A 15,862-nucleotide genomic window follows, 5' to 3' on the forward strand; every position below is an offset into this window, starting at 1 on the left:
TACGCCGCTCCCGGCCGGCGTCCGGCTTCGCGGCGGGCCGACCGTTGAGAATGGCTCGAGGACGCGTCGCGGCGTCCTCTCCTCCTCCATGAAAGGCACCGCCATGGCCTCCGCCCGTCGCTCCGCCCTCGTCGGTGTCATCGCGCTCGCGATGCTCACCGCCTGCACGCCGACGCCGGCAGCGCCGTCCGCGTCGCCGACGCCGAGCACGACGCCGACGCCGAGCGCGACGCCGACGCAGAGCGCGACGCCGACGCCGACGCCGAGCGAGGCACCGTCGCCCGCGCCCGCCGCGTCGGCGACTCCTCCTGCCTCCGCCTCCGCGACGTGGCCGCGCTGCGCGGACGGTGTCGTCCGGGATCCGGAGGCCGGCTACACCGTGAGCTGGAACGTCGACACCTACGAGGAGCAGATCGCCGCATCGGATCCGCGCACCGGCTTCGAGCCGGAGGGGCTGCTCGACTCGGACGGCGTGCTCTGCTCGGTCGTGTACGACCACCCCGTCGACGGGCCCGGCGCGGGCGTCGGCCGGTTCTCCACCGCCATCGTGCGCGACGCCGACATGGTGGCCTCGGTGCAGGCGTGGGCGGCCGAGCACGGCTACGAGCCCCTGGAATCGGGCGGCGAGACGACGGAGTACGTGCTCGGCGCCGAGGACGACATCTACGACGCCCGGCTGCACGCGTACGTCCTCGGCGACCCGGCCGACGGCACCGCCGAGCTCGAGAACCTCGAGCGGCGGTCCGGGCTCGACCTCGAGCCCACGGATGTGCTGCTGACCCACGTCGCCTTCGAGACGGAGCAGTAGCGAGACGGAGCAGTAGCGAGTCGAGGTCGGCCCCGCGATCGGGCCTGCCGCGCGCGGTCCCGTCGGCGTACGATCGGCGCTGACCCTCGAGGAAGAGGCGGCCATGGCTCGGTCGAGTGCCCGCGCATCCCGGTTCCGCCGCTCCCTCGCGACCATCGCCGTCGCATCCGCCGCCGTGGCGTCGCTCGCCGGGTGCATGAGCGGCGGCGCGCCCGACCGCACCGACATCGGCGCGACGGCCGCGCCCGCGACGCCGATCGGCGAACCGGGGCCGGATGCGCAGTGCGGGGACGGCGTCTACACCGAGGGCGACGACAAGCTCGAGCCGTCCACCGACGCGCTCCGCGCGGGCTTCGCGGTGCCGGATGCGCTCGACGGCTTCGACGTGCTGTGCACGCTCAGCTGGCGGGCGCTGATGAACGACTGCGAGATGACGTTCTCGCGCGCCTACCTCGACGGCGGCGAGGCGGGCGCGCGGCGGTCGGAGATCGACGACGCGCTCGTCGGGTGGTCGACGTCGCACGGCCTCGAGCAGACGGAGATCGGCATGTTCGACGACACCCGCAGCTACGGCATCGAGGTCGACCCGGCCGACGGTGCGGTGTCGACGCTGCTGCAGTGGGATGCGGTCAGCCGCTACGACGGCGCCGACGGGGTGCAGCGCCACGCGGACCACGCCGGCATCCCGTTGGACGGGGCCGACGTGGTCGTCGCCTGGAGCGTGTGCCCGGCGCTGCAGGGGTGGGAGACACCGCCGGCAGGAGGCTGAACGGCTAGGCCGATCCCACGAGCCGCGCGAACACGACGTAGTTGTTCGGGTAGGGGCTCGACGAGTCCTCTCCCTTGTGGCAGGTGATGAGCCGCAGCTCGGCGTCCGCGACCGGGTAGTAGACGGCGCGGGTCGGGAACGAGTCCTTCGCGAAGGTCTCCATGCTGTAGACCTCGAAGACGGCGACAGATCCGTCCTCGCGCGTGACCCGCACCTCGTCGCCCTCGACGAGTCGCGGGAGGTCGTAGAAGACCCCGCTGTCGTCGGTGGTGGAGTTGACCTGGCCGAGCAGCACCGATGCGCCGCGCTCGCCGGGCGTCGGCGAGCCGTCCCACCAGCTTCCGGGGGATCCCTCCTCGCCGGGCGGCACCTCGAGGGCGCCGTCCTCGCGGATGCCCGTGTGGATCAGCGACGCATCCAGGCCGATGGACGGGATCTGCACGCTGACGGGCGCCGATGCCTCGAGCACCAGCGGCTCGGATGCCGGCGCCGCGCTGGGCGTGGGCGTCTCTGCGGCGGGCGCCTCGGCCGCAGGGGCGGTGGAGGCCTCGGGTGCCGCGGTCGGCGGCTCCTGGCCGCTGCCCGAGCTGCATGCGGTGAGGGCCGTGAGGGCGACCACGAGGGCCGCCGCCCCCGCCGTGAGGCGGAGACGACGGCCCTTGTTGTGCTCGATCATGAGATCGATCAGTTGTCGCGGACCACGCGACGACGGACGACGTACACGCCGGCAGCCGTCATGAGCGCGAGCGTGCCACCCAGGGCGACGGCGCCGAGGGCGGAGCCCTCCGTGCCAGCGGCCGCGACGGTCGTGACGTCGGTGTCGACGCCACCGGCCGGCGCGACCTCGAGGACGCCGCACAGTGCGGGCGACGTCGCGGCGAGCGGGAGCTCGGGGACGAGGTCGCTCGGGCTGGTGCCGGCCTCGGGCTGCGTGGCCGGGTCCAGGCCGTGCACGACGACGACGGCGGAGCCGTCAGCGAGCGAGTCCTGGGTGGCCTGGTCGAGGTCGAAGGTCTCCTCGTAGGTGATGGTGTCGCCCGACGGCGCTGCCGCCAGGTCGAGACCGCCAGCGGGGGTCTTGTCGGCCTCGCCCACCGAGAGGGTGGTGCCGATGTCGCCGTAGAACGGAGCACCCTCGGTGGTGCTGATGATGCCGTCACCGTTGGTGTCCGCAGCCTCGCTCGGGCAGGAGCCCTGCGCGGCGATGTGGATGTGCTGCACGTGCGGGTACGGCGCGCCGTCGAACTCCGCCGCGAGGCCGGAGGCGTTGATCGTGACGGTGGCGGAGGCGCCCTCGACGTCGATCCAAGCCTCGCCGGTCGCGCCGCTGTTGTTGAGCTCGTCGAGCATCGCGGAGTACGAGCCCTCCGCGTGCGCAGCCATCGCCGGCGCCGTGCTCAGCGCGACCATGCCCAGCCCGAGCGCCGGAGCGACGAGCAGGAGTGCTGATTTCTTCATGGGATTCCTCTTCCTTGAAGTGTCGGGCCCAGGAGGTTGTGCCCTCTTCCTGCGAGGGGTTCGAGGCGGAGGCCCGGACGGATTGGACCGGATGGGCACAGCATCCGATCGACGCGATCGGATCAGGACCAATCCCGATGCCGCACGGCGCCGAACCACTCCGTGCAACCCCCCGCGCACGATCACCACAGCGCACGCACCCGACAGATCGGACGATCCCATGATCCGCATGAGCTGGCTCTCGGCCATCGCCGTCGCAGCACTGCTGCTCACCGGATGCGCGAGCGCGGCGCCGGCCGGCGACACGCCTGCCCCGGAGGCGTCGCACACGATGCCCGACGGCACGGCGATGTCGGGCGAGGAGCACGGCTCGCAGGGCTCGGAGCACGAGAGCGCGCAGGGCCCGTCCGCCGCTGCAGAGATGGTCTGCGCCGGCCAGGTGACGGGCGCGGTCACCGCGATCCTCGACCTCGAGGGCGAGGTCTCGCCGTCGTCGACCTGGAACGAGCCGATGTTCACGTGCTCCTACGACATCGACGGGTCTCCGCTCATGCTCTCGGTGCACGACGCGACCGACCTCGAGGTGGGCGAGGCGCACTTCGACGAGCTGCAGGGCAGCACCGCCGGCGCCAGGGAGATCGAAGGGATGCTCGGGCTCGGCCTGCCCTCGTTCACGAACGATGCGGGGATCGTCTCGTTCCTCCGCGACGGCAAGACGCTGATGGTCGACGCCACCCGCCTGCCCGACGAGCTCGCCGGCGGCACGATGACGCGGTCCGAGGTAGCCTACGCCGTCGCATCGGCCGTGCTCGTGTGCTGGGTCGAGCACGACTGAGCTCACGCGGCACCGCGCGATCGTGGCCCGATCGTAACCGGGCTTCCCCCACACCTCGGGCTGGTTGGCGCATGCTGATCGGCATGGCGTCATCGGGGCGCCCGATCCGAGGAGCCCGCATGCGGCCCACGCCCGCACTCCCCTTCGTGCTCGTCGTGCTCGTCGCCCTCGTGGGATGCGGCCAGACCGTGCCCGCAGCGACCCCCGACACGATGCCGCCCGCCACGACCGCTCCGACATCGGCGCCCCGCAGCGATCCCCCAACCCTGCCCCCGCCGTCGACCCCGGTGCCGCCCTCCGCGGCACCCGCGCCGTCGCTGTTCGTCAGCGCCGGCACGCGCCTCGCGGATGCCCCGCGGTGCGGAGACGGCGTGGTGCTCGCCGCAGCGATGGTCGAGCCCGGCTCGCCAGACGCCGGCGCTTGGCTCGAGGCCGGCGATGCCCGGACCGGCTTCGAGCCGGCGCAGGTGCTCGACGCCGCGGCAGTGCTCTGCGCGATCACGTTCCGCTTCGAGCCCGACGGCGCGCGCGCGGCAGTCGAGGTCTCCCAGGCCTACGTCCGCGGCGACGGCGTCGGTGCCGCCGTCCAGGCGTGGGCGACCGCCAACGGGTATGCGCGGGACGACCGGTCCGACCTGCCGAGCTATCTGCTCGGTGACGAGGACGCCCCCGCAGGCTCGCTGCAGGCCGTCCGGATGGATGCCGAGGCGCTGGGCGCGAACGACCTGGCGTGGCACGAGCAGACCGGAGGCTTCGACCTCGATCCGACCGACTGGATCGTCACGCGCGTCGGCACGCTGCCGTAGCCGCGCTCAGCGCTTGTCGACGACCTTCCGCAGGTAGCGGATGCGGTCGCGCAGCTGCTGCATCGACGCCTGCGCGACCGGCGGGCCGCCGCAGACGCGCCGCGACTCCGCGTGCACGAGCGCGTGCGCCTCGCCGCGGCGCTTCGCCACGATCGCGACGAGCGAGTTGAGCAGCTGCCGCTCCTCGCGCATGTTGCGGTAGAGCGGCTCCGGCACCTCCTGGCTCGGCGGCCGGTCGCGGATGCGCGCGGCCTGGCGGGCGTGCCGTCGCTTCAGCAGGTCCGAGACGTCCTCCGCGTCGAGGAGCCCCGGGATGCCGATGAAGTCCAGCTCCTCCTCGGTGGCCGGCTCGACGAGCTGGCCGAACTCGGCGTCGCCGAACAGCACCCGGTCGAAGGTGGCGCTCGACTCGAGCGGCTCCCACGTGAACGGCGCGGCCTCGCGGTCGTCGCTGTCGCCGCGCTCCGCCGCATCCATCGCGTCGTCGTCGAGCAGCTGGTCGTCGGACTGCTCGCGGTCGAGCGCGTGGTCGCGCTGCCGCTCGAGTTCGGCGGCGAGCGTCAGGAGCGGCGGCACCGACGGCAGGAAGATGGTCGCGACCTCGCCGCGGCGCCGCGAGCGCACGAAGCGGCCGATCGCCTGCGCGAAGAACAGCGGGGTCGACGAGCTCGTCGCGTAGACGCCGACCGCGAGCCGCGGCACGTCGACGCCCTCCGACACCATCCGCACCGCCACCATCCAGCGCTGCGTGCCATCGGAGAAGGCGCTGATCCGGTCGGAGCCGCCGGGGTCGTCGGAGAGCACGACCGTCGGCTCCTCCCCCGAGATGCCGCTCAGCAGCGCTGCGTACTGGCGCGCCTGGGCCTGGTCGGTCGCGATCACGAGGCCGCCCGCATCCGGCACCGTCTGGCGCACGTGCGTCAGCCGCACGTCGGCGCTGCGCAGCACCTGCTGGATCCACTCGCCGCCCGGATCGAGCGCGGTGCGCCAGGCGCCGTTCGTGATGTCCTTCGTGTCGCCGTGGCCGAGGGTGGCGCGCATCTCGTCGCCCATCGACGTGCGCCACTGCATCGTGCCGGCGTAGGCCATGAAGAGCACCGGGCGCACGACCCCGTCGCGCAGCGCGTGGTCGTAGGCGTAGGCGTAGTCGGTGCGCGAGAGGCGGATGCCGCGCTCGTCGCGCACGTACTCGACGAACGGGATCGGCGCGGTGTCGCTGCGGAACGGCGTACCGGTGAGCGACAGCCGGCGGGCGGCGGGGCCGAACGCCTCGAGCACCGCGTCGCCCCACGAGAGGGCATCGCCCGCGTGGTGCACCTCGTCGAGGATGACGAGGCTGGGCGCCGAGCGGGTGATGCGCTCGTGCACCGGCGGCCGCGCGGCGACCTGCGCGTAGGTGACGACGACCCCGTGGTACTGCCGGGGATAGTCGCCGTCGCCGTTCGAGAAGTCGGGGTCGAGGCGGATGCCCGCGCGGTGCGCCGCGTCGGCCCACTGCTGCTTGAGGTGCTCGGTGGGCGCGACGACCGTGATGCGGGCGACCGCGCCGCGGCGGAGCAGCTCGGAGGCGAGCCGCAGGGCGAACGTCGTCTTGCCGGCGCCCGGGGTGGCCGCTGCGAGGAAGTCGCGCGGCTCGGTGCGGAAGTACTGCTCGAGCGCCTCCTGCTGCCACGCACGGAGCGGCTGCGCGGTGCCCCACGCGGCGCGCTCCGGGTAGGTCGGCGGCAGGTGATCGGCCGCGTAGGTGCCGAAGTGCTGGCCCTGCTCGGTGGCGTGCTGGCCGTGCTGCTGCGCCGAGTGCTGGATGCCCTGCTGCCCGGCGAACGCCCCGAACGGGGTTGCTGCGGGCTGGCTGGTCACTCGCTCCATCGTAGGCGCGGCCACCGACCTGCGCCTCGTGCGCGTGTCGCGCATCCTCGTCCCCTGATCCTCAACGGAGCGGGTGGTAGCGCGAGGCGATAGAGCCCTCGCGGCACCACGTGCTCCGTTGAGACGGGGTTCGTCGCGGTTTCAGGGGCGTGCGCCTAGGCTGACCGCATGCACTACCTGCTCGGTCTCGCAGCGCTCGTCATGGGCGCCGCCATCGCGACGCGCCGCACCCGGCCGACGTGGTTCGTCGTGCTGACGGCCGCGCTCGTCGCCGTCGGCGCGCTGTTCGCCATCCTCAGCTACACGCGCGTCACCGACGGCCTCGGCCTGCTGCCGAACAGCATCATCGGCTGGGTGTTCGCGGGGCTGTCGATCATCACGATGCTGGCGTCGATCTTCGTGCTCGAGCGGCGCGGCGAGCACGGCGAGGAGCTGCCGCCGCTCATCGGCGACAACCCGTTCGACGGCGACACCGACGACTCGGATGACCCGGCGCACGGCACGGCGCCGGAGTCGCTGCAGGGCGTCGCGCACGGCACGGCGGGCTCGACCTCGGATGGCCAGGGGCGCTCGGCCGCGAGTGACGCGGCCGTCGCGTCGGTCACCGGCGCCGCGGCATCCTCCGGGGCCGCCGGTGCTGCCGCTGCCGGTGCACCCGGATACGCCGGTGTCGGGGCGTCCGGCACCGAGGCCTACGCAGAGGAGATCGTCATGAACCCCGCCATTCCCGACGACGACACGACGTCGCACCCCGGCCCGAGCGAGGACGCCCACGACGGCACCGCCGTCATCGGCGCCGACCCGGACATCGCGACGGCACCCGCCGAGACCGACGTCGACGCGGCGCCGGAGGGCGACGCCTCGGACGACCAGGGCACGTCCCACCGCTGACGCGCATCCGCTCGCGCGCATCGCCGCGAACGACGAGACGCCCGCCGATCAGCTCGGCGGGCGTCTCGTCGTCTCGGGGCTAGGCCTTCTCCTCGCCCTTCGTGTCGACCTCCTCGACCCACGACGGCGGCTCGTCGCGGCCCGCCTCCTCGTCGGCGTCGGCGTCCTCAGCGGTGGGCTGGACGATGCCCTGCGCGTGGTGGGTCGGCGCGTAGATGGCGTAGAGGCGCATGGGCTCGTCGCCGATGTTGATGACGTCGTGCCACGTGCCGGCGGGCACCTGCACGCTCCACCCGTCGGAGACCTCCTGCTCGAACGGCAGGTCGTCCTTCGACGGGCCCATCACGACGCGGCCCCTGCCCGCGTCGAGGCGCAGGAACTGGTCGGTGCCGTTGTGCACCTCGAGCCCGATCGAGCTGCCCGGCGGGATCGACATGAGGGTCACCTGCAGGTGCTCGCCGGTCCAGGCGACGGTGCGGTAGTTCGAGTTCTCGCGCGTCGCCGTCTCGATGTCGAACGCGTTGCGCTGCGGTCCGTTGTCGTGGATGTCCATGCTCCGCATCCTGCCCGCGCCCCCTGGGAAGCGCCAGAGTGGCTCCGCCGCCGTTCGGCGCCCTCACCGCTCGAAGGACCCGATTCCGGATCCTGGACCCGAGATTCGGGGTCCCTGGGCCGGAATCGGGTCCATCCAGCTCAGGCGGCGGGTGGCAGCCACAGCGACGGCCGGCGGATGCGCGGGAGCCGGTGCGCCAGCAGGAGCCGCTCGAGCCGCGCGGGTTCGAGCAGGTCGATCCAGATCCACCGCGCGATGTCGTGCTCGACGCGGAGGTCGTCCTCGCGGGCTTTCTCCCGCGCGAGCGCCTGCGCCGGTGTCAGTCCGTCCGCTGCGGCGAGGCGACCGTACTTCTCTTGGCCGTCGAACTCTCCGAGCAGTGGTCTCGGCAGCTCGGGCAGCGTCCACCCGAAGTCGGGCTCCCACATGCGCCCGCTCGCGCCGCGCACCCGCGGCTGCACCTGCGGGGCGGGGAAGCCCAGGAGCTGCAGGACCACCCGGCTCCAGGACTCGCCGACCGACTCCGCGCCACCGTCGGCGAACGCGAGCGCCGCTTCCGCACGCGACCGGCCCACCCTGCTCTGCCGCGACAGCGCTGCGGCGATCTCCTCCCGGTCGCACCGCTGCTCGTGCAACGCCGCGTCGATCGCGGCGACCGCGACCCGCTGATCGCGCCGTCGCGCCAGGTCCGCGAGCGCATACGGCACGGACGTCGCCTGCATCCCGTGCACCTCGACGACGTCCTCGGCGTCGAGCTCCACGCGCGCGTGCTGCACCCCGGCCTTGAGGCCCGCGGTGCGCAGGTCGCCGATGGTGAAGACGCGGTCGGGCTCTGCCCCATACGGGAGCCCGTGCAGGGCGAGGGCGGACTCACGCGCGAAGGTCGGTGAGCTGCGCATCTCGGCCGTCGCCTCGATCCGAGCGAGGTACCGCACGCCGTGGCCCGCCGCCTCCAGCTCGGCGGCGGGAGCGTAGACGCCGTGTCGGATGCGTGCGAGGCCCGACTCCCGCCACGGCTCCGCCGTCGGGAGGTCGGCGCGGAGCGCGCCCGAACGCTGCACGCGCACGCGTCGTTGCCAGATGGTGCTGTCGGAGTCGCGCATGGAGGCAGGGTGCCCGCTCCTGGCGCGCCCGGTCTGGCGGCGACCGCCACCCTGTGGACAGCCTCCTCGGCACAAGCGGAGCCCGTCAGCAGGATGGACCCGTTTCCGGAGCATGGACCCGAGATCTGGGGTCCACCATCCGGAAACGGGTCTACCGACTCCGGGCGCTGGTCCGCGGGTGCGGCGGGCGCGGGTGCGCGGGCACAGCGGAGCACGGGAGAATGGAGGGATGCGCATCGAGTACCCGGCTGATCTGCCCGTCAGCGCGGCGCGCGACGAGATCATGGCGGCGATCCGCGACCACCAGGTGGTGATCGTCGCCGGCGCGACCGGTTCGGGCAAGACGACGCAGCTGCCGAAGATGTGCCTCGAGCTCGGCCGCTCGAGCATCGGCCACACGCAGCCCCGCAGGCTCGCGGCGCGCACGATCGCCGAGCGCATCGCCGAGGAGCTCGGCGAGGAGGTCGGCGGCGCCGTGGGCTACAAGGTGCGCTTCACCGACCAGGTGAGCGCGGCGACGCAGATCAAGGTGATGACCGACGGCATCCTGCTCGCCGAGATGCACCGCGATCGCGACCTGCAGCAGTACGACACGATCATCATCGACGAGGCGCACGAGCGCAGCCTCACGATCGACTTCCTCATCGGCTACCTGCAGCGGCTGCTCCCCCGCCGCCCCGACCTCAAGGTGATCGTCACGAGCGCGACGATCGACCCGGAGTCGTTCAGCCGGCACTTCGGCGGTGCGCCGATCATCGAGGTCTCCGGGCGCACCTTCCCGGTCGACATCCGCTACCGCCCCCTCGTCGCGGAGGCGATGGACGAGGACGAGGACGGCGATGGCGAGCCCGACGAGCACGTCGACCTCGACCCGATCGACGGCATCGAGTCGGCCCTCGCCGAGATCGCCCGCGACGACAGCGGCGACGTGCTCGTCTTCCTGCCCAGTGAGGCCGACATCCGCGACGCGCAGGACCAGCTGCAGGGCAGGCTCGGCGCCACCACCGAGATCCTCCCCCTCTACGGCCGGCTGAGCGCCGCCGACCAGCACCGGGTGTTCGAGCGCTCGCACCGCCCGGGCATCCGCCGCCGCGTCGTGCTCGCCACGAACGTCGCCGAGACGAGCCTCACCGTGCCCGGCATCCGGCACGTCATCGACACGGGCACCGCCCGCATCTCGCGCTACTCCGCCCGCAGCAAGGTGCAGCGGCTGCCGATCGAGGCGATCAGCCAGGCGAGCGCGAACCAGCGCTCGGGGCGCGCGGGCCGCGTCGCGCCGGGCATCGCGATCCGCCTCTACGCCGAGGCCGACTTCGACAAGCGCCCCGCGTTCACCGACCCCGAGATCCTGCGCACCAACCTCGCCGCGGTCATCCTGCAGGCCGCCTCGCTCGGGCTCGGCCCGCTCGAGGAGTTCCCGTTCCTGCAGCCGCCCGACTCGCGCGGCATCAAGGACGGCCACGACCTGCTGCGCGAGCTCGGCGCCATCTCGGCGAAGGGCGGCATCACGAAGATCGGCCGCGAGCTCGCCCGCCTGCCCGTCGACCCGCGGTTCGGGCGGATGGCGCTGGCCGGCCGCGACGCGGACGTCGCCCACGAGGTCATCGCGATCGTCGCCGGCCTGACGATCCAGGACCCTCGCGAGCGCCCGCTCGAGCGGCGCGAGGAGGCCGACCGGATGCACGCGCGCTTCGTCGACCCGACGAGCGACTTCATCACGCTGCTCGCGCTCTGGCGGCACCTGCAGGCGCAGCAGGCGGCGCTCTCGGGCAACCAGTTCCGCAAGGCGTGCAAGGCGGAGCACCTGAGCTTCCTGCGCGTGCGGGAGTGGCAGGACGTGGTGCGGCAGCTGACGAGGTCGATGGGGCTGAAGCCTCTCCGCTCGTCGAGTAGCACCGAAGGCGCGTATCGAGACGCCAGCCGCTCTGATCTCGATACGCGGTCTGCGACTGCTACTCGATCAACGGAGAAGAGGCGGTCAGTCGACGACGCACCTGGCTCCCTCGCCACGTCCGTCGACGCCGACGCCGTCCACAAGGCGCTGCTCTCCGGCCTGCTCGGCCGCATCGGCACGCTCGACGAGACCCAGAAGCCGCAGCAGTCGCGGCCCGGTGACAAGGGCGACAAGCGGCGGATGCGCCCCCGCCCCGAGTACCTCGGCGCACGTGGCGCGCGGTTCCAGATCTTCCCCGGCTCGGCCCTCGCCAAGAAGCCGCCGCACGCGGTCATGGCCGCGGAGCTCGTGGAGACCAGCCGCCTCTTCGCCCGCAACGTCGCATCCATCGACCTCGCCTGGGCCGAGCCGCTCGCCGGCGACCTCGCGAAGCGGCAGGTGTCGGAGCCCCACTGGGAGCGCAAGCAGGGCGCGGTGGTCGCCTTCGAGAGGGTGACGCTCTTCGGCGTCACGATCGTCGAGCGGCGCCGGGTGCAGTTCTCGCGCATCGATCCCGAGCACGCGCGGGAGCTGTTCATCCGGCACGCGCTCGTCGACGGCGAGTGGGACAGCCCGCAGGACTTCGACCGCAGAAACAAGGAGCTGCGCCGCGAGCTCGAGCGGCTGGAGGAGCGCCAGCGGCGCCGCGACCTGCTCGTCGGCGACGAGGCCGTGTTCGACTTCTTCGACGCGCGCATCCCCGCCGACGTCGCCTCCACCCGCAGCTTCGAGGGCTGGTGGCGCGAGGCGAGGAAGACCACGCCCGACCTGCTGACGATGCGCCGCGAGGACCTCACCGGCGAGGACGCGACCGTCGACAGCCAGGCGTTCCCGACGAAGTGGCAGCAGGGCGAGCAGCGGCTGCGGCTCAGCTACCGGTTCGAGCCGGGCGCCGCCGACGACGGCGTCACCGTCCACGTGCCGCTCGCGGTGCTGCCCCGGCTCACGCCCGCCGGCTTCGACTGGCTCGTGCCCGGCATGCGCGAGGAGCTGCTCACCGCGATGATCAAGAGCCTGCCGAAGCACGTGCGCAAGCACGTCGTGCCGGCCGCCGACTGGGCGCGCGGGATGCTCGCCGAGCTCCCGGCCGAGCCGCCGGCCGGCGGCGAGGGCCGCGGCGCCGCCTCCCGCTCGATCGCGGAGGTGCTCGCCGCGCGCATCTCCCGCACCGCCTACGTGCAGGCGGCGGCGACGGATGTCGACTGGCACCGCATCCCGGACCACCTGAAGCCGACCTTCGCGGTCGAGGACGGCCGGGGGCGCCGGCTCGGCGCCGACAAGGACCTCGAGGCGCTGCAGCGGCGCTTCGGCCAGCAGGCGCGCACGCAGGTGGCGAAGGTCGCGGTGAAGGTGACGAGCGACCTCGAGCGCGACGAGGTCGCCGGCTTCGACACCGAGCTGCCCGAGCACATCGACGTGCGGCAGGGCGGCAACACGGTGCGGGCGTACCCGGGCTACGCGATCACCGGGCCGGCGGCGAAGGGCGCGGGGGCTGGCAGGGCGACCGTCGGCATCCGCCTCGCCGCCACCCGCGAGGCGCAGCAGCGCGACCAGCGCGCGGCGGTGCGGCAGCTGCTGCTGCGGCAGGTGCCGAGCCCGGGGCCCTACGTGCAGTCGAACCTCACGGCCGCCGAGAAGCTGGCGCTCGGCGCGAGCCCCTACGCGTCGACCGACCGGCTGTTCGACGACCTCATGCTCGCGATCATCGACGCCGAGCTGGGCACGACGGCTCCGGCGACGGTCGCCGACTTCGAGGCGCTGCGCGCCCGCGTCGCCGACGGCCTCGTCGAGCGGATGTTCGCGCTCGCGTCGCAGGTGGCGCGCATCCTGACCTCCGCCCGGCTCGCCGACCGCGCGATCCGCGACGGCGCGAGCCTCGCCCACATGGCGGCCCTCGCCGACGCCCGCGCGCACCTCGACCAGCTCGTCTTCGACGGCTTCGTCAGCCGCACCGGCCTCGACCGGCTCGGTCGCCTCGAGGTCTACGTGCGCGCGATCGAGCACCGCGTGAAGCGGCTGCCCGAGACCGCGAACCGCGACCGCACGTGGATGACCGAGGTCGAGCAGGCGGTCGCGCTCTTCACCGCGGCGGGCGGCACGCTGCCGCTGGCGCCGGCGGTGACCGATGCCGTCCCCGGCACCGACGGATCCGCGAAGGCCGAGCGGCTCATCACCGCCCGCTGGCTGCTCGAGGAGCTGCGCGTCAGCCTCTTCGCGCAGCAGCTCGGCACCGCAGGTCCCGTCTCGCTGCAGCGCATCCGGAAGGCGCTCGCGGACTGACGCCCGCCGCGGTGGCCATACGGTGGAAGCCGACCCGGAGGAGTGCAGCACCCATGGAGCCAGACCGCTACGGCCCGAGCGTCCAGCGCAACGCGCTCGCCCCCGGCATCCTGCTGGCGATCGCGCTCGTCGTCGGCACGCTGCTCATCGGCAGCGACTGGTACGAGACGCTGCGCTTCGTGATCGCGGTGCTCGCCCTCATCATCGGCTGGTTCGCCGTGCAGGCGAAGCACTGGTGGTGGGTGCCCGTCTTCCTCGCGATCGCCGTCGCGTGGAATCCGGTCGTGCCGTTCGACCTGTCGAGCCAGCTCGGGCTGCTGGCGCACGTCGCGGCCGCGGTCGTCGCGCTCGTCGCCGCGGTGCTCATCAAGGCCCCGCGCGCCGACGCCGACCGCTGACGCGTCGGGGCGCCGCGGAGGGCGCTCGTCGTCCTAGGCTGTCCTGGTGCGCGCGTACGGTGAGGTGCTGAGGGTCCCAGGACTCGCGCGCATCATCCTCGCGCAGCTCATCGCGCGCTTCCCCGCGGGCATGTACTCGCTCGGCATCCTCATGCACATCGAGCACGAGCACGGCTCCTACACGGCCGCCGGTCTCGTGCTCGCCGCCTTCTCGGTCGGCATGGCGATCGCCGGCCCCTTCGTCACCCGGCTGATGGCCCGCTTCGGCACCGTCGCGGTGCTGGTGACGACGACCGCCGTGTCGGTGGCGGCACTGCTGTCGATGGCCACGCTCAGCGTGCCGCTGTGGGCGGATGTGCTCGCCGGCGCCGTCGCGGGCGCCGCGATGCCGCCGGTCACGCCGACCGTGCGGACGCTCTACCCGCGCATGGTGCCGCAGCGGCTGCTGTCGCCGCTGTTCTCGTTCGACGCTGCGCTGCAGGAGATCATCTGGGTCTTCGGGCCCGTGCTGCTCACGCTGCTCGTCTCGGTCATGGGCACCGGACCGACGCTGCTCGTCACGATCGCGATCCAGGCGATCGGCGCCGCCTTCTTCATCGTCTCGCCGGAGGTGCGGCGGCTGCGCATCCCGCCGACCTCGCGCAAGCTCGGGCGCGTGCTGCGGAAGCCCCCGGTGCTGCTCTCCGTCGTGGTCTCCGCCATGTTCATCGGCGGCTTCTCGGCGGTCGAGGCGGGCGTCGTCGCGACCTTCGGCGAGGGCGCGCTCGAGGCAGGCATCGTGCTCGCCGTCTCGGCGTTCGGCTCGCTCATCGGCGGCTTCGCGCTCGGCAGCCGCGGCATCACGCCGTGGTCGGTCGCGATCCGGCTGACGATCGTGCTCATCGGCATGGCGATCGCGCTGCCGATGACCGAGGTCGTGGGCCTCTCGATCGCGCTCTTCATCGCCGGCATCGGCACCGCGCCCGCGCTCGCCGCGTTCTCGGCGATCATCGCCGGCACGGTGAAGTTCGCCGACACCCCGGAGGCGTACGCCTGGATCGGCACCGGCCAGCTGCTGGGCGCCGCCGTCGGCTCTGCGGTGGCGGGCGTCTGCATCGACGCGATCGGCGGCGTGGGCGGCGTCTGGGTCGCGGTGGCGATGGTGGCGATCGCCGCGACGATCGCGGCGGTCTTCCGCCGCCACCAGCCCGACCTGCGCCACGGCATCGGCGAGCCGCCCGAGACCGCGCCGGTCGAGCTGCCGCGCTGACCGCGGCACCGACAGCCTCCCCCGAGCGAGGGAGGAGCCGAGTGGGCCCAGCCTGCGACAATCGAGCCATGCCCGCCGACCTGCCCCTGCTCGACGGGCGCAGCATGCCCGCGCTGGGCTTCGGCCTCTACAAGGTGCCCGCCGACGAGGCCGGCGCGGTCGTCGACGCCGGGCTCGCCGCCGGCTACCGGCTCATCGACGGCGCCGAGCTCTACGGCAACGAGCGAGAGGTCGGCGACGCGGTGCGGCGCGCGGTCGACGGCGGGCTCGACCGCACGACCCTGACGGTCACGAGCAAGCTCTGGGGCGAGCAGAGCCAGTCGACGGATGCCGTGCGCGCGTCGTTCGCGGCGAGCGAGGCCGCGCTCGGCTCCCCCGTCGACCTCTACATGATCCACTGGCCGCGCCCGGCGCGCGGCCAGTTCGTCGACGTCTGGCGCGCGCTGATCGCGCTCCGCGACGAGGGCCGGATCCGCTCCATCGGCGTCTCGAACTTCACCGACGAGCACCTGCGGCGCATCATCGGCGAGACGGGCGTGACCCCGGTCGTGAACCAGGTGGAGTCGCACCCGTGGCTGCCGCAGCACGAGCTGCGCGCGTTCCACGCGGCGCACGGCATCGTCACCCAGGCGTGGAGCCCGCTCGGCAGGTCGCGGCTGCTCGACGATCCCGTCATCGGGCGGATCGCCGCCGCGCACGGCGTGAGCCCGGCGCAGGCGATCATCCGCTGGCACCTGCAGCTCGGCGGCGCCCTGACGCCGAAGTCCACGCATCCGCAGCGCCTGCGCGAGAACCTCGACGTCGACGGGTTCTCGCTGGACGACGACGACCTCGCCGCCATCGCCGCGCTCGAGACCGGCGAGCGCACCGGCACCCACCCCGACGACCGCCAGTGAGCGACGAGGCAGCT

14 protein-coding genes are annotated in these 15,862 nt (G+C 73.2%); 9 read left to right on the forward strand and 5 right to left on the reverse strand.

All coding sequences use genetic code 11. The annotated features are described in order from the left end of the window. The first annotated feature begins 103 nt into the window (after positions 1-103). Both ABIB37_RS01570 and ABIB37_RS01575 read left to right on the forward strand, forming a co-directional pair. Positions 104-808, forward strand: a complete 705-nt coding sequence (locus ABIB37_RS01570) for a hypothetical protein (RefSeq protein ID WP_354255866.1) — start codon at positions 104-106, stop codon at positions 806-808. A gap of 103 nt (positions 809-911) precedes the next feature. After that, complete coding sequence (locus tag ABIB37_RS01575; protein WP_354255869.1) at positions 912-1,577, forward strand: hypothetical protein; 666 nt, start codon at positions 912-914, stop codon at positions 1,575-1,577. Between the two features lie 4 nt (positions 1,578-1,581). On the opposite strand, the gene ABIB37_RS01580 is transcribed toward ABIB37_RS01575, so the two are convergent. Then, complete coding sequence (locus ABIB37_RS01580; RefSeq protein WP_354255873.1) at positions 1,582-2,253, reverse strand: class F sortase; 672 nt, start codon at positions 2,251-2,253, stop codon at positions 1,582-1,584. Between the two features lie 8 nt (positions 2,254-2,261). Continuing rightward, on the reverse strand, positions 2,262-3,035 hold the full coding sequence (locus tag ABIB37_RS01585) for a hypothetical protein (RefSeq protein WP_354255876.1): 774 nt from the start codon (positions 3,033-3,035) through the stop codon (positions 2,262-2,264). A gap of 229 nt (positions 3,036-3,264) precedes the next feature. Between ABIB37_RS01585 and ABIB37_RS01590 the strand changes: the two genes are divergently transcribed. After that, a complete protein-coding gene (locus tag ABIB37_RS01590; RefSeq protein WP_354255879.1) occupies positions 3,265-3,870 on the forward strand; it encodes a hypothetical protein in 606 nt (201 codons plus the stop codon). A 119-nt stretch (positions 3,871-3,989) separates the two neighbouring features. Continuing rightward, positions 3,990-4,676 carry a hypothetical protein gene (locus ABIB37_RS01595; RefSeq protein WP_354255882.1) on the forward strand — a complete coding sequence of 229 codons (687 nt, stop codon included), beginning with the start codon at positions 3,990-3,992 and terminating at the stop codon, positions 4,674-4,676. 6 nt (positions 4,677-4,682) lie between these two features. On the opposite strand, the gene ABIB37_RS01600 is transcribed toward ABIB37_RS01595, so the two are convergent. Continuing rightward, positions 4,683-6,545 carry a DEAD/DEAH box helicase gene (locus tag ABIB37_RS01600; protein ID WP_502914013.1) on the reverse strand — a complete coding sequence of 621 codons (1,863 nt, stop codon included), beginning with the start codon at positions 6,543-6,545 and terminating at the stop codon, positions 4,683-4,685. Positions 6,546-6,713: 168 nt separating this feature from the next. On the opposite strand from ABIB37_RS01600, the gene ABIB37_RS01605 reads away from it, so the two are divergent. Further along, positions 6,714-7,436, forward strand: coding sequence for a hypothetical protein (locus tag ABIB37_RS01605; protein WP_354255885.1), 723 nt, complete (start codon positions 6,714-6,716; stop codon positions 7,434-7,436). 79 nt (positions 7,437-7,515) lie between these two features. On the opposite strand, the gene ABIB37_RS01610 is transcribed toward ABIB37_RS01605, so the two are convergent. Both ABIB37_RS01610 and ABIB37_RS01615 read right to left on the reverse strand, forming a co-directional pair. Next, on the reverse strand, positions 7,516-7,989 hold the full coding sequence (locus ABIB37_RS01610) for a cupin domain-containing protein (RefSeq protein WP_354255888.1): 474 nt from the start codon (positions 7,987-7,989) through the stop codon (positions 7,516-7,518). Positions 7,990-8,129: 140 nt separating this feature from the next. Next, the gene (locus ABIB37_RS01615; protein ID WP_354255890.1) at positions 8,130-9,092 is read right to left on the reverse strand and encodes a type IV toxin-antitoxin system AbiEi family antitoxin; all 963 of its coding nucleotides are present in this window, start codon (positions 9,090-9,092) and stop codon (positions 8,130-8,132) included. 229 nt (positions 9,093-9,321) lie between these two features. On the opposite strand from ABIB37_RS01615, the gene hrpA reads away from it, so the two are divergent. The 4 genes from hrpA to ABIB37_RS01635 all read left to right on the forward strand — a co-directional run bounded on the left by hrpA (position 9,322) and on the right by ABIB37_RS01635 (position 15,848). After that, on the forward strand, positions 9,322-13,305 hold the full coding sequence (hrpA, locus tag ABIB37_RS01620) for an ATP-dependent RNA helicase HrpA (RefSeq protein ID WP_502914014.1): 3,984 nt from the start codon (positions 9,322-9,324) through the stop codon (positions 13,303-13,305). Positions 13,306-13,358: 53 nt separating this feature from the next. Then, a complete protein-coding gene (locus tag ABIB37_RS01625; RefSeq protein ID WP_354255896.1) occupies positions 13,359-13,703 on the forward strand; it encodes a DUF6804 family protein in 345 nt (114 codons plus the stop codon). 46 nt (positions 13,704-13,749) lie between these two features. Then, positions 13,750-14,952 (forward strand): MFS transporter, encoded by a 1,203-nt coding sequence (locus tag ABIB37_RS01630; protein ID WP_354255899.1) that lies wholly within the window; start codon positions 13,750-13,752, stop codon positions 14,950-14,952. 68 nt (positions 14,953-15,020) lie between these two features. Then, a complete protein-coding gene (locus ABIB37_RS01635) occupies positions 15,021-15,848 on the forward strand; it encodes an aldo/keto reductase (RefSeq protein ID WP_354255902.1) in 828 nt (275 codons plus the stop codon). Positions 15,849-15,862 lie beyond the last annotated feature (14 nt).

Source organism: Agrococcus sp. UYP10, assembly GCF_040547205.1.
Taxonomy (GTDB): domain Bacteria; phylum Actinomycetota; class Actinomycetes; order Actinomycetales; family Microbacteriaceae; genus Agrococcus; species Agrococcus jenensis.